This window comes from uncultured Pseudoramibacter sp. (genome assembly GCF_903789625.1).
GTDB classification, from domain to species: Bacteria; Bacillota; Clostridia; order Eubacteriales; family Eubacteriaceae; genus Pseudoramibacter; species Pseudoramibacter fermentans.
In genome coordinates this window covers 1-14,616 of record NZ_CAIFFF010000022.1, presented here as the reverse complement: position 1 = coordinate 14,616, position 14,616 = coordinate 1, and the positions used below count along the sequence as shown (strand labels likewise).

At 57.2% G+C, this 14,616-nt stretch carries 10 protein-coding genes; all 10 read right to left on the bottom strand.

Annotated features, from left to right (window positions below; genetic code table 11):
* Window positions 1–97: 97 nt before the first annotated feature.
* Window positions 98–1,084: a TDT family transporter gene (locus QZX60_RS09150; protein WP_295364045.1), complete on the bottom strand. Its 987-nt coding sequence runs from the start codon at window positions 1,082–1,084 to the stop codon at window positions 98–100.
* Window positions 1,062–3,179 (bottom strand): anaerobic carbon-monoxide dehydrogenase catalytic subunit, encoded by a 2,118-nt coding sequence (cooS, locus tag QZX60_RS09145; protein WP_295364042.1) that lies wholly within the window; start codon window positions 3,177–3,179, stop codon window positions 1,062–1,064. The genes QZX60_RS09150 and cooS overlap by 23 nt, the downstream gene beginning before the upstream one ends.
* A 182-nt stretch (window positions 3,180–3,361) precedes the next feature.
* On the bottom strand, window positions 3,362–3,613 hold the full coding sequence (locus tag QZX60_RS09140) for a hypothetical protein (protein ID WP_295364039.1): 252 nt from the start codon (window positions 3,611–3,613) through the stop codon (window positions 3,362–3,364).
* Window positions 3,606–4,505: an NAD(P)-dependent oxidoreductase gene (locus QZX60_RS09135; protein ID WP_295364048.1), complete on the bottom strand. Its 900-nt coding sequence runs from the start codon at window positions 4,503–4,505 to the stop codon at window positions 3,606–3,608. The genes QZX60_RS09140 and QZX60_RS09135 overlap by 8 nt, the downstream gene beginning before the upstream one ends.
* Before the next feature lie 131 nt (window positions 4,506–4,636).
* The gene (locus QZX60_RS09130; protein WP_295364037.1) at window positions 4,637–5,413 is read right to left on the bottom strand and encodes a NifB/NifX family molybdenum-iron cluster-binding protein; all 777 of its coding nucleotides are present in this window, start codon (window positions 5,411–5,413) and stop codon (window positions 4,637–4,639) included.
* 199 nt (window positions 5,414–5,612) lie between these two features.
* On the bottom strand, window positions 5,613–6,929 hold the full coding sequence (locus QZX60_RS09125; protein WP_295364034.1) for a nucleotide sugar dehydrogenase: 1,317 nt from the start codon (window positions 6,927–6,929) through the stop codon (window positions 5,613–5,615).
* A 32-nt stretch (window positions 6,930–6,961) separates the two neighbouring features.
* Window positions 6,962–8,017, bottom strand: coding sequence for a glycosyl hydrolase family 18 protein (locus QZX60_RS09120; RefSeq protein ID WP_295364031.1), 1,056 nt, complete (start codon window positions 8,015–8,017; stop codon window positions 6,962–6,964).
* A 30-nt stretch (window positions 8,018–8,047) separates the two neighbouring features.
* A complete protein-coding gene (locus tag QZX60_RS09115; protein ID WP_295364028.1) occupies window positions 8,048–9,955 on the bottom strand; it encodes a glycoside hydrolase in 1,908 nt (635 codons plus the stop codon).
* Between the two features lie 6 nt (window positions 9,956–9,961).
* Window positions 9,962–11,788, bottom strand: coding sequence for a glycosyltransferase (locus QZX60_RS09110; protein ID WP_295364026.1), 1,827 nt, complete (start codon window positions 11,786–11,788; stop codon window positions 9,962–9,964).
* Entirely contained in the window at window positions 11,785–14,580 is a 2,796-nt protein-coding gene (locus QZX60_RS09105; protein WP_295364023.1) for a polysaccharide deacetylase family protein, read from the bottom strand. The genes QZX60_RS09110 and QZX60_RS09105 overlap by 4 nt, the downstream gene beginning before the upstream one ends.
* Window positions 14,581–14,616 lie beyond the last annotated feature (36 nt).

The following is a 14,616-nucleotide window of genomic DNA, read 5'->3' as shown; positions in this document are numbered from 1 at the left end:
ATATAAAAATAAGTGCAGCAGGATGAAAGAATTTCTTCTCTGTCTTGCTACACTTATATGGTACTAAAAACCCGCTGAGAAATCAGCGGGAACGCCGTCATTTGCCGGCGAAAATGTGCCTCATGTAGCGCACGGCGACGCAGACGACGAAGAAACCGGCCACCACGGTCTCGATCATCACGACCGGCGCGAGGGGCAGCGGGTGCCCCGAGGCGGCGGCCCAGGCCGCGCTCTGCTTGAGGGCGTTGGCCGAGATCACAAAGGGGAAGGTCATCCCCGCCCAGCTCGGGTAAAAGGGGCGCGTCAGGCAGCGCAGCGCGCAGACCAGCGCAAAGACGTAAATCGCACTGGCGATCACCAGCAGAACGAGGAGCAGCGTCAGGTTTTTGGCCGCGACGGACTGGATGTAGGCCACGATACACAGCGACAGCGGCGCCGTGTAAATCGCCGTCAGGGGTTTCAGGGGTTGAGCCGGCTTGTACTTGATCATCCGCACCGTGACGACGCCAAACAGCACGGCGAAGGCACAGAGCCCGAACCAGAACGCGAAGGTGCCCACCGACGCCTGATAGCCGAACACCGGCGCCGTGACGCCGGCCGCGGCGAAGCCGACGAACACGATGAAGCACACTGTGTAAATCTGTTCGAGCTTCAACCGGCGGATAAACCGGAAGACGTAGTAAATCATCAGCACCGCGTGCAGGCCGACCGCGGTCTGCCAAAGCCACAGCCCGAAGGACGCGGCACCGAAGTATTGGGTCAGATAGACCGCGCAAAACATCAACCCCATCGTGAAGGTGCCGGCCACCCCGGCCGTCACCGGCTGATTTAAATCTTCCACCAGCGCCCGGGGAAACAAGATCATCTTGAGCAGTAAAAGCACCAGCATAAAGCCCGCCGCGGCGCCGCAGGCGATCCGCCAGCCCTCACCGAAGCTCTGAAGGAGGTTGCCGAGGGCGAAGGCCGCGAGCATGACGCCGCTTAAATTGATCGGCACCCGCCCGATGACGGCCTTGGCTGCGGCGAGTCCCGCCGCCAGCGGCCGTTCAATGGAGAGGCCCTCAGTCCCAGCCAAGCGCTTCACGTTTCGCCTCCACGTCGCGGACGCATTTTTCACCGAGGGCTACCGGGTCGGCGTCGACGACCATGACCGACCCTAAATCCGCCTTCGAGCCGTATTTCAGGTACTCGGTTACGTTCTTCGAGCCGTAAATCGGCGCTTCGACACAGTGGTAGGAGCTGATGCCGAACAGGCGGAAGGCCAGCGCCGCGTCGAGGCCCTTTTCGTTGGCCCATTCCGGGGACGCAAAGGCGTAAGGCATATCCTTGATCGGAATGCCCAGCGCCCCGGCGATGCCGCCGAAGAAGGCAGTCGAGCGGGCGTTGTCGATGCATTCACCGACGTGGAGCACCGGCGGCAGATTGTGCGCCTTCAGCCACCCCTTCAGGGAATCGCCGCATTTATCCCACGCCTGATCCGACGCCTGGGCGTAGCCCAGCTTGATGAGCGGGTAGGACGCGCAGCCGTTGGTCAGGATCAGGAAATTGTTTTTGAGCATCACGTCGGTGTAGTCGACGATCGTCTTTTCGTAGACGACTCTCGGGTTCGTGCAGCCGACAAGGTTGACGATGCCGCGGATCGTCCCATCCTTCACCGCGTCGACCAAATCCTGCAGGCCGCCGAAGGCCTTCTGGAAATATTCCACCGAGAAGCCGACGTCCGCCGTGATTTCGTAATTCGGGATCGACACCGGCACGTCTCTGCGGTTCTTAAAGCTTTCGATCGCCCGGTCGACGATTTTTTCCGCAATGGCCTTCGTTTCGGCGATATTGGTGTGATGATGGTCGTAGCCGATGTGTTCCGCGCCCGGAAGCCGGCCGGAATCGTGGGTCGTGACAACCGTCGTCTTGAAGCAGTGGGCCACGTCCATAATCGCCGGGTAGACTTCCTGGACGTCGGCCACCCAAAGGTCGAGGGCGCCGGTGGTGATGACCATTTCCGCGCTGATCGCGTTGGACAGCGGAATGACCCCGTCGTAGCGGTACATGGCCGAAAGCCCGGAGCAGCAGATCCCGTAGAACTGGATGCCCTTGGCGCCGGCCGCCTTGGCTTTGTCGATAAACTTCTGGGTCTGGCCGGTGCGCACGATTTCCCGAACCAGCATCGGCAGGTGGCCGTGCACCGCGATATTGACCGTATCTTTTTTTAACGCCCCTACGTTGACCTTCGCTGTCGCGCGGTCGCCGACACCCAGCAGGCTGTCCGTCGCGATGGACGCGCCGAGCACCGTGCTGAAGGTAAAGGCCAGGCCGTCCCGCAGCATCTGCTGCATGACGCTCTTCCAGTCGCCGTTGACGCCGACGCCGGTGATGTGGTTGGATTCAAAGGCTTCGTGGTAGGCGCTGACCGGGATGATATCCAGATCCTGCCAGACCTTCTGGCGTTCCGGCGGCGCGCAGGCCGCGATCGTCTTGTACTGGCCCGGATGAGGCGTCGACAAATCGTCGAGGAGCACCTTGCAGAGATCGATCGTGATGTTTTTCAGCTGGCGGTTTTTCGTCTTGATGCCGAACTGTTCCGCCGTCGCCTTAATTTTGTATTCCCCCTCGATCGGCACGTCTAGCTTGCCTTCCGCTGCCCACATCAAATTCAAAATGACTTCGCGGGCGTGCATCCCGTGCTGAGCGACGCCGGCCGCGGCCATGCGGCACAAGTTGCGCGCGACGATCAAGTCCGCGTCCGCGCCGCAGACGCCCTTTGGCGCTTTCGGCGTGATCCGGCACGGCCCCATCAGGCAGTTCTTGCAGCAGATCCCCGCGATGCCGAAATTGCACTGGGGCTTCTGGGCGTCAAACCGGTCAAAGACGCAATCGATGCCGAGGTCGTCCATCCTGCGCACCATTTCCCGAACGGCCGGGTCCGGCGTTTCTTCCATCTGGCGCGCCTTATCCGGGAAGGTTTTCTTGTACGCCGCGACGGCCTTCATGTAGTCGTCCTGATAATCGGCGTCCGTCGTGTGATCGTGTTCGTGATCCACCACCTTCGGAATCCCGTTTTTATCGAATAAAATGATTGGGCGGTGGCTGTGGTCCCCCTTGGCGTGGGAATGGCCCTTTAAATATTCAGCCTCGTTTTTCGGATCAAAAATGTGCGGATGATGATGTTGATGCTTACTCATGTGATTCTCCTCTTCGTTTGTCGGTTTTCATCTGTAGTGATAACTATTTATTAAACCTATTGGTTTTATATATTATAGGAAGCGTAAGAGATAATCAACCGCTTGTTAAATTTTTACCCTGAATTTATGTCAAATATTATAAAAAATCCGCCACCGGCCCTGCCGATGACGGATATGCACACTTATCGTCCGTTGTGGTCTGTCTTTTCTTTTTCTTCTTTGCGTCGAATGCCGCGCTCTCTGTCGCTTCGGCCGACGCCGCCCCGCCAGGCGATGACGGCTGCCGCCGCGATCAGCACGACGACGAGCACCGTGAGCACCTTGGTCGAGCGGATCAGGACGATGCCGACGATGCCGAGAATCAGCGGCACGAGAATCGCCGCCAAAATCAGCCCGAAAATCAAAAGCAGGCGGCGGCGCTGTTCCTTATTCATCGAAATCCGCTTTCCCGCCCTTGGCGTCGTAATAGGCGATGATCGCCTGGGTGCCGAGCTCGCCCATGCCCTGGCGGCGCAGATCCTTGTACATCGACAGCACGGTGTTGAGCACTTCGAGGTGCAGTTCCCGGTCTTCCGCTTCGTCACTGGCGATGGACAAGTCCTTGATCAGATGCTTGACGAAAAAGCCCGGTGCGAAATCGCCGGCCGCCATTTTCGGCCCAAGGTTGGCCATCTGCCAGCTGCCCGCCGCGCCGCCGCCGATGCTCTTGAGCATCTTGTCGACGTCGAGGCCGACGGTCTGGCCGTATTTCACCGCTTCGCAGACGCCGGTCACCGTGCCGGCCAGCGCGATCTGGTTGGCCATCTTCGTGTGCTGCCCGGTGCCCGGGCCGCCTTCCAGCAGAATCTGCGTGCCCAGGTGCGCGAGCACCGGACGGACGGCTTCAACCGCGTCCGCATCTCCGCCGGCCATGATCGACAGCGTGCCGTTCTGGGCGCCGACATCCCCGCCGGAAACCGGGGCGTCCACCGCCGCACAGCCGCGCTTCGCCGCGGCTTCGGCAATTTTCACCGACAGGCTCGGCCGAGTCGTCGTCATGTCGACGAAGATCGTGTCTTCGTCCGCCGCGGCGATCGCGCCCGCGTCGTCATCGGTCCCGAAATAGACCTCTTCGACATCCTTCGGGAAGCCAACCATCGTGAAGACCACGTCCTGGCCCGCAGCACATGCCGACGGGCTGTCCGCCCAGCGCGCGCCCTTTTGAATCAGCGCTTCCGCCTTGGCCTGGGTTCTGTTGTAGACCGTCAGGGTGTAGCCTGCGTCCATCAGCCGGCCGGCCATCGGCGCGCCCATGACGCCCGTCCCGATCCATCCGATTTTCTTTATATTTTGCATTTTCATTCGCCTCTTCTTCGGTTTTGTATAAATTTTCCGGCTAGTCTATCACAGTTGATTTTAAAATTCAAGAAAAACGGTGCAAAAAAAGACAGCCCCGCAGAGCTGTCTGTTTCGCTGGATCAGTGGCAGCAGGTGTGGCCGCCGCCTTCTTTGTGGTGGTGATGCCCGCATTGGTGGCCTTCGCCGTGGTGATCACAGTGCACGTCCGGATTGTAGCTGAGTTCACCCTTGAGCAGGGCGTCCACCGCCGCGTCCGCGTCACCTGAAACGCCGCCGTAAAGCTGAATCCCCATCTGGGCCAGCGCGTTTTGAGCGCCGCCGCCAATGCCGCCGCAGATCAGCACGTCCGCATCCAACTGCGCCAAAAGCCCGGCCAGTGCGCCGTGGCCCTGCCCGCCGGTGCCTGTGACCTGGGCGTTGACCACCCTGCCGTCTTCGACGTCGTAAACCTTAAAGGCCTCTGTCCGGCCAAAATGCTGAAAAATCTGGCCGTTGTCGTACGTTACCGCTATTCTCATCTGATTGTCTTCCTTTCGCTTGATCTTTTTAATTAGCCGAGTATCTGCTCTCCAACAATGAGGCCGGCCGCAGCAGCCGAGGGCCGTCCCGTCGCACAATTTGACGTGGCCGCCGTCGATGGTCAGCGTCATGCCGCCGACGATAGCCTCGGCGATTTTATGGCGGGCACTCTCGTAAATCTCCGTCACCGTCGTCCGGGAGATGCCCATCTGCTGCGCACATTCGGCGTGGGTGCGGCCCTCAAGGTCGATCAGCCGAATGGCCTCGTATTCGTCCAGGGTCAGCACGATCTCGCCTTCGGGACATTCCCCGTCCGGCGCGAACCGCGCCCAGCCCGGCCGCCTGCAGATCCGTCTGCATTTCGTGGGTCTCGCCACATCCTCACCTCATTTCCGACATATGTCGATAATATTGTAGCGCATTTTGGTGAAAAACGCAAGGGTGATCTGCTATGCTTGATTCCATCCCGAAGCCACAGCATCTGGCGCATAAAAAACAGGCTGAAAGCCGCAGATTTATCTGCACTTCCAGTCTGTTTTGTTTGGTGTTGATTGTCAGGGGCGGCAGCTCACCAGATCACAACCGCCAAATTCTAAAACCCGCGTCTGTCAGCGCTTTGCTGTCGTAGATGCCCTTGACGTCGATTAAGATCTTTTCGCCTCCGGGCTTGTACATTTTGTTCAAAGCCTCGACATCGAGGGCCTTGAACGTATCGTGGGCCACCGCTGCAATGATGCAGTCCGCGTTTTGGACCGATTCCAGCGGCGTCAGGGTCACACCGTATTCGCGCCGCGCTGCCTCTGGGTCCGCCCAGGGATCGCAGACGAGGGGATCGACCCCGTACTGCTGCAGCTCTTTGATGATGTCCTTCACCTTGCTGTTTCGGATGTCCGGGCAGTTTTCCTTGAAAGTCAAGCCCAAAATCACGAATCGGCACTTCTTAACCGCCAGCCCGGCGAGAACCGCCTGTTTAATGGCCGCCTGCGCGACAAAGGCCGCCATCCCGTCGTTGACTTCTCGGCCGGCCAGCACAATCCGGCTGTGATAGCCGAGCTTTTCCGCCTCGTAGATAAAGTAATAGGGATCGACCCCGATACAATGCCCGCCGACCAGCCCCGGCCTGAAGCCCAGGGCATTCCACTTTGTGTTCATCCCGTCGACGACCTCGTTGGTGTCGATGCCCATCCGGTCAAACACCATGGCCAGCTCGTTCATGAAGGCGATGTTGATATCCCGCTGGCTGTTTTCGACGACTTTCACTGCCTCGGCCGTCTTAATGTTGGATACGGCGTAGGTTCCCGCTTCGATGACAATGCCGTAAACCTGCTCGATCGTGTGAAGAGCATCCGCGTCCATGCCGGATACAATTTTTTTAATGTTCGCAAGGCGGTGCACCTTGTCGCCTGGATTGATGCGCTCCGGACTGTAGCCGATTTTCCATTCACTTCCACATTTCAGCCCCGACTGAGTCTCGATGATCGGCGCACAGATGTTCTCCGTGACACCGGGATACACGGTGGATTCGAACACGACGACCGACCCGCAGCTCAAGTTGCGGCCGACCAGCTCCGCCGCCGCCTTGACTGGCGTCAAGTCCGGCGTGTGGTCTAAATTGATCGGTGTCGGCACCGCGACAATAAAGAATTGGGCCGAGCGCAGGTCTATCTCATCAGCTGTAAATTGCACCGAAGTCTCGGCGATCGCACGATTGCCGACCTCGTCGGTCGGATCGATGCCCTTTTTGTACAAGTCGATTTTTTCCGCGTTGATGTCAAAGCCGACGACATCGATGCCCTTGGCCGCGTAGGCCAGCGCGATCGGCATCCCGACATAGCCCAATCCGACCACCGCCAGGCGGGTTTGACGCTGCCGCAGTTTTTCGTATAGATTCATAGACGATTCCCTCTCCATTTCAATCAAAGCGCTCAAAGCCGCCAGAGCGCGACCGTCACCTTTCGATTGGCCGCCTGATCCAAGGTCTCTGCCCAGGTGGACAGGGTTTTGGCGTCGGCGTACCACACCGTGTGGCTGCCGTACTTGAAGTACAGCGCCCCGCTGTCCTTGTCCCGTTTCGGCTTCGCGTCGTGCTTTTTCATCAGCGCGGCCGCTTCGTCCGCGGTCACCGCCTCAGCCTGCTGCGACCCTTTGAAATTAAAGCCGCCGTTGGCCAGCGCGTAGGTCACGTTGCCGAGCTTTTCAAACCGGCCTGCGGTTTCCTTCAAAAACGCGCGGTCAGCCTTGGGCCCCGGCTTCGTCCCGTTGCCGTAAAGGTTGTAGCACATCACCACGTATTCCGGACCCGACGGCAGATTGATGCTTTCCATCGGCGTCAGCGTTTCCAGCACGATGCGCAGCTTCAAGCCGTTTGCATTGCACTCAGCGATCAGACGGTTTTCAAAATCGACGAACCGCGCCCAAAGTGCCGTATCCTTTCGGATTTTTTCAAAGTCGATCTCGACCCCGTCACAATTGTAGCTTTTGGCCATATCCACAATGGCGTTCGCCGACGCCTCGGCCTGACTCGACGTCCCGATCAAATGATTGAGCAAAGTGACGCTCTTTTCTTCATCCTTCGTGTCGTTGACGACGGACAAATACACCGGCATCTGCTTTAACGTCTCGGACGCCTTGATCTGACCGACCGTACTGGCCGATTTTTCGGGCAGCGTCAGGGTTTTGCCGTCCGGGTAATCGGCCGCGAACACGCCCACGCTGTCGATGCGGCCGGCGTTTTTCGCAAGGGTCCGCACCGCGCCGCCGCCATCCCAGTACACAGTCCACGTTCCGAGGGTTCTGCCATTGCGGCTCAGACTCTTGATTTCCTGGGTCTGTTCCTGGCGCCCGGTCGCTGCGGACGTGGTCGTCGTCTCACTTTTGCTGCCGCAGGCGCCAAGGGTCATCAAACACAGGGCGGCGGCCAATGCCGCCGCGGCGCACCTTTTGATCTTTGCACGCTTCTTATGATTTCTCGTTGATTTCATGCTCACTCCTCTAATTTCAACATCTCCTCTTTACAAATGATCGATAAACCAATTCACCGTCGCGTTCCAGGCGAGGCTGATGCCGTGGCCCAGCTTCGCAAAGCCGTGATAGGTGTAGTCGTAATAAGGTTCCCCCGGAGAAACCGGCGAAATGGTCAGATTTTCAAAAGCGCCGTCGTACACGTCGTCGGCGATGTTCCGCTGGCTCTTCTGGAAACCGCCGAACTTGCTTTCCAACGCGATGCCGCCGCTGGCCGTATCCGAAACGCGAAGGTCGTCAGCCAGCTCGATATTGTCCACGCGGATTGCCATCCGGTCCCCCCGCAAGGTGACTTCGACCTTGACGTCGCCGGGATCGCTGATTTGAAGCTCCGGTATGTATTCCTTCGCGCCGTCCTTGACGCTCGGCACCTTTTCCCGCGCCACCCGCGAAGCCTTGAGCCGATACAGGCCCGCGGTCAGGTTGTCTCTCGAAAACTTGCCGCGCACCTTGAGCTCGGCCACATGGGCGGCCTGACTGTCCTCGGGCACCGAAACCGGATGGGTGTCGTGCAGCTTGTACATGTCCTGGGTCAGCAGCGTGCGCGTACCGTTTTTGCCCCGTTCTCTGACGTACAGCACGTTGTTTTCAACCGACACCGATAGGTAACGCTTGAAGGCGCGCTTGGCGCTGTAAGCGCCGCCGGTGCGCATATAAATCGTCTGCCCGCCGATTTTGTTGCCCTTCAGCCGGCAGCTCAACTTCATGTCCTGGCACTTCGTTTTCTTGAGGATCAAAACGCCTTTGGACCGCGATTCCGAGGTCAGCGCGATCAGGTTGTGTTTAAATTCCGCCGCGCCCTGAACGAGCCGCCATTTGGCAAAGCCCTTCCGGTCGCCCTTTTCAAAGACGATGTTGTGCCGGTCTTTTTTCGGCAGATCGTCTCGGATGCGCATCAGCAGATGGTTGGTGTACCACCAGGGCTGGGGCTCCAGCCGCGTAAGGTCGTAAATGGACGACTTTTTATTGTTGTAGGAAAAGCCTTCCCGGTTGATGTTCATTTTGAACAGGCCTTCCAGATTTTCCGCGTTCGCCTCAGACACGCTGGGGTTGTTGCCGTAGCGCCCCGTATTGGAATGCATCAGACAGTAGAGATCGGGCACGTAGCCGACCCGCTTTTTGTAAATCTTTTCCATCAGGTCGTAATCCCGGGTGACGCGGTGATTCATTTCGTCCGTGCTCTCCGTCGGGACGCGGTCTTTGTCTCGGATGTAGTCCATCAGGTAATGGTTGTAGTCCCGGTCGATGTATTGATTGATTTCGACAAATTCCCGGGAATCCAACTGACCCAAAAAACGGTTGTAGCGGTCGTAGGTGTTGATGTACGACAGCCGGTAGCCATTGGTCCCCAGCTCCCAGAAGCCTTCCGCCTCCAGCTTTTTTAAATCCTCCGGTGAGACGAATTTTTCGTCGTTGTGTTCGAATTTTTCAGCGTAGGTCAAGATTGAGGCCTTGTCGTTGAGCTTTTCGAGGAGCTTCTCCGTGAACAGCACCGTGTCCTTCCGGCCGTCCTCAAACAAGAGAAACACGGCCTTGTCCGGCAGAGGCTTGCCGTAGTAATAGTAATTTTCCACATCCTCCTGGGTCACCGTCACGTAGCCGAGCTTTTTCAGCGCCGTCAGCTCTTCATCGAGCCGTTTCAAGGCAATCAGCTGGCTGGTGCCGGTCCGGGCGACGCCGAAGTAAGACAGCGCGATGAAGCCATGGTCCTTCCCGGACACGATCTTTGGGTCTGTTTTGTCGTAGGGCTTGTAAGTTTTAGAGACAATCAGCGCCCGCGAAACCATCCAGGCCACAAGGACGATGATCAAAATTTCCAGGCAGGTCCGCAGGATTTTGACGACGTCCTTGCGCGTTTCGATTGAATAAAACAGAAACTTTCTTTTTTTATCCTTCATGCTCGCTTATTTCCGCTCTCTCTTTTGTATTTTTTTCTTTTTCTTTTCGTCGCGCTTCGCCTTAGCCTTCACGTCGCTCGGCGTCATCCGAGTGCCCCAGGTGGACTTCCAGAAGGTGAACCACGCGATCGGCATCTGCCACAGCAGTACCAATTCGTAGTACACGCAGAACCAAAAGCCGAACAGCCAGGTACTGCTCTTTCTGAAAAACAGCTGGGCGATCGACATCATCATCGACATCAATAGCAGCCCCATCAGGAAGGTTTTTGGGAAAATGTGCTGGGTGAAGGGCACATACATCAGATTGTAAACGACGATGGCCGGCGCCAGCATCGGCACCACGAGCCCGATGTAGAAATTGATCATCGCGAAGGGCTCCTTGCGCCACATGAAGGTCCCCGCACTCAGCGACTCTCTGAGCCACGAGCGCTTCCAGCGCATCTGCTGCTTCAAAAAGACCCGGTGAGCCTTGGGTACGATGGTCGAGCAGACGGCCGTGTCCTGGTAGGTGCATTGGTGATGGCGGAGCACAAAATTGGTCATCGCCCGGTCGTCACCAAAGGTCGCCTTGTGGCCAAGGAAGCGCTGATTGATCCACGCGTCTTTGTAGTGCATGACAATGTCCCGGCGGTAGCAGGACAGCGGCCCGCTCAAACAGGTCACCGCGTCGAAATAGCCTTCGGCCGCTTTCATGATCCGAAAGGCGATGTAATACCGCACCGACTGCATCTTGGTCAGGGAATTGGTGTAGGTGTTGGCGACATCGCACCGGCCGGCACAGCCGCCCATTTTCGGTTCCTTAAAGGGCTGCACGAGATTTCTGACCGCGTAGGGATCGAGAAAGGAGTCGCTGTCTACAAACATGACCAAATCGGTGTCGGTGTTTTCGACCCCGCGCACCAGCGCCGCGCGCTTGCCGGCGTTTTGCGGCTGGACGAAATACTTGAGCCGATGGCCCACGTCGTACCGAGCCCCCTCCTCTTCGGTCAGCTCGTCGACGATTTCTTTAATTTTTTCAACCGAGTGGTCGGTCGAGCAGTCGTCTACCACAATGACCTTCAGCTTGTCCGGCGGGTAATCCTGATCGAAGCAGGACAAAATCGTGGTCTGAATCCATTCCTCTTCGTTGAAGCACGGAATGATGACGGTCACCGACGGCGTGAAGTCCGGATCGATGGGCACCGGCTTGTACAGCATGCCGAAGAAATACCGTGACAGCAAAAACATCGCGGCGATCAAGGAGTACATGTACAAAACCGCGTTGTATTTGAAGTAGATCACCGACTCCGCGCGCATCAGCACCACGCACAGGCTGACCAGTCCCAGACTGGCCGCGGACATCAGCAGCAGGTAGCGGTCCCGATGCCGCCGCTTAAAGGTCTGGAGGTCTTCGGTAAATTGAAAGGCGATCTGCTGCGCGTCGTCAACCTGCCGAATTCTCGAAGCCGGAATCTTGAATTTCGTCTCGTGCCCTTCCGGCATGGCGCCCGGCGGCACGCGGAACTGCAGGGTGACCTGTTTTTCTTTTTTGACCCATTCGTAGTCCTTTTGTTCAGGGAAGCGGATCAAAATGCCCGTGTCTGAGATGTCGACGCTCCGCCCCTCTAATGCCGTGCCGCCGCTCAGAATCACCCTCACCTTGAAATCGCCGAGATAGCGGATGCCTTTCTTCTGCTGCGCGATCCACGCGTTTTCATCCGTGATCTGCCCTTGACCTTTCCAGCCGCGCCGATCGGACGCCGACCGCTCGCCCGTTGGGTCGGGCACGTGGGAAAGCAGCCGGCGGTCTTTTTTGATCTGTGTCAGTACGTCCTCTTGTTCGTTATGTTTCAATTTCTCTCCCGCTTTCCTCTTGGTTTAAATTGGCTGACGTAATCGTCCACCCTTGCAAAATGATAGCCCTCCTGCTGCCATTGCGGAATCATTTCGTCCAGCATCTGCGCGGTGTATTTCGCGTTTTCCGTCATGTGCATGACGATCACGCTGCCGTTTTTCACTTTAAAATCATCTTCGTCTGATGGCGACCCGTTGCGCATCGCGTTCAGGTAGGCGCTGAGATCCGTGCGCTTGTAGTCGTTCGTCGACACGTCGCCTGAAATCGCGTAGTTAAAGCCCACGTCGAACACCTCGTAGAGCCCCGCCTTGCTGACCGCCAAGGTCGGCGGTCTGAAATCTTGGGACAGCGCCTTTTTGCCGCCGACTTTGACGTCCCCAACGTAGTGATTCAATTTGGCGTAGGACGTGACCAAATCCTTGCGCATCAATTGTTGTTCTTTCTTTGTCAGCGACGTGTACTGGGTGTAATCTGCGTTGGCGTCAGAAAGGGGCACGTGGGTATTGGAATGGCAAGCGATTTCGTGGCCGTCCATCGCAATCGCCCGAAGCAGGTTGGGATTCTCGTCGACGTGCTGAGTCAAGACGAAGAAAGTGGCTTTGACGTGATATTTTTTGAGCACGTAGAGAATCTTATTGATCGACTGGTCGGTGCCCCAGTCGTCAAAAGTCAAAAACAGCACCCTGTCGTCGGTCAGGCGGCCGACCTTGTCCAGCTGTCTAATTTCACTGGCACTGAAGCCCGGCAGCTTCTTCGCGTTGACGACGAAATTGCTGCCGACGTAGTGGTTTTTCATGTACGCAAACTGTTTTTTGGAACTGCCCATCCTGCCCAGCACGTCTTTATGACTGGTGACTGCGGTCTGTTTTTTCGCGGAAAGGCGATACACCTTCTTTGACGCGAGCAGGCTGCTCACCGTCTTAAGCCGGTAGCGGCTGCCGTCCTCGATTTTGTTGGTTGTCGGCGAGACAAAGGCAATGGCGTCGACGTGCTGATCGATCACCTGATCGATCAAATCGCCCATGATGGTTTTCTCGCCGATTTGTTTGTCTTGGTCGTTGACATAATAGCCTAAATTGATGTATTCCAGGCCGCCCCGCGTAAATCGCACAGACTGTAATTTGCCCAAAACCTGAGGCAGCGTGGCGTCTGTCGTATTTTCCGTCCCGCTTGTGATCAAACTTTTAGAAGCGCCGACCGCCTTCAAATGGTAGGCGTGGACCGCTTCCAGTACGCTCTTGTTTCTCGCGCAGTCCTCCGGCAGCATGATGACTTTCGGCTTCTTGTCGTACCGCCACTTCATATAGGTCAGGCAGTCGTGAAGGTAACGGGCCATGCCGTCGTAATCGGCCGAATAGCCGGTATTTTCGTTGTAGGCGATGCCGATTTCATCCCCCATCGCGATCAGCTTTTCGACAGTGTCCGAATCCGTCTGCAATTCGTCAAAGGCCGCAAAGAACGTGCCCTTCGCTCCTCTGCTTTTGAGCCGGTTGGCCACGTCCAAATCTACAGCCTGATTACTTAAATTGCCGAAGGTCAGCCCGAGGGCCTTTTCCGTCGTCATCACCGTCTGCGTGTATTTGGCGCTTTTCCCGGCGTTGGCATTCCTGCGCTTGGTTAAATCCGCATTAGACAATGCCGGGATCGTGCCGCTGCTGTCGATGAGGTCACCCACGCTGTCGACGTGATACCCTTCGCGCTTAGCCGTCTTCAACAGCTTCTCAATGTCAGATATATCCTGGGCGTCGTAGAGATAAAAGGCGCCCTTTGCGATTTGCTTAGGATTCTGCGGCTCAACCGGAATCTGTCCGGCCGCAAAGCAGGCCGCGCGGATCTGGGACAGGTATTTCGGCTCGTACACCAGGTACGCGCTCGGGTTGGCGCCGATTTTTTGCAGCGACTGGGCGCCGCTGTCGATTTCCTGATACATTTTGTGCACATCGCCGGAGGCGCGTCCAGTCTTGCCCGCGTTTTCCAGCGCGTACCCGTCCGCTCGAATCTGTTTTTTCAAATTCCCGTCCGTGGCGGCGATCACGAAAAAGGCGGCGTCGGCCTTGTAGCGCTTCAACAGCTTCTTCAGCTTTTCGTACTGGGCGCGGGTGCCAATACCGCGCACGCACAGCGCCACCCGTTTTTCGTTGGTCAGCGCGCTGCGGTACAAGACGGCCTGATCCGAATTGTCTTGAAGATTTGCGCCGATAAAGTCAGAGGCCTTCTGCGCCTTTAAGCTGCTTAACGGCTGAATGTCCACATTCTGCACACTCAGCGAATCCAAAATCCATTTGGTCACCTGGTCGATTGTCGCAGTCTCCTCGGCCTTCGCCTTGCCGTCGTCCAAATCTTCCTGTTTATCGATGGCCGGCGTCGCCGGTTCGACCGTCGGTTCCTGCGTGACTGGGTCTGCCTTGCCGTCAAGGCTGATCAAAATAATACGCTCGCCGGTCAAGTTCTGCACGTAGGCCGCCGCCTCGCCGCTGTCCGCAAAGGTGCTGGCTTTGATCAAGTCTTCATCCGCCGGCAGCACCATTTGTTGATAACCGCCCGCCGCGACAGCCTTCAGCGTCGAGGCGCTGCCCTTCATGCCCGGGCAGTAAATGGTTTGAATGCTGCCGCCGGTTTCTTCGTTTAGGATCTGCCGGGATTTGTACAAATCGCCGCACAGGGTCTTGATTTTCTTGGTGTTCTGTTCTTCCCCGTTGAGGCCGCCGCTGATCACGGTACAGCCGCTCTTTTTGACCTTTTTTAAGAACTCGCTGTTGTCCCGAGCGTGAATTGGTGTGCTACCCGTCAAGAGGACACTGAATAATTAACAATTTTTGTACCGCCA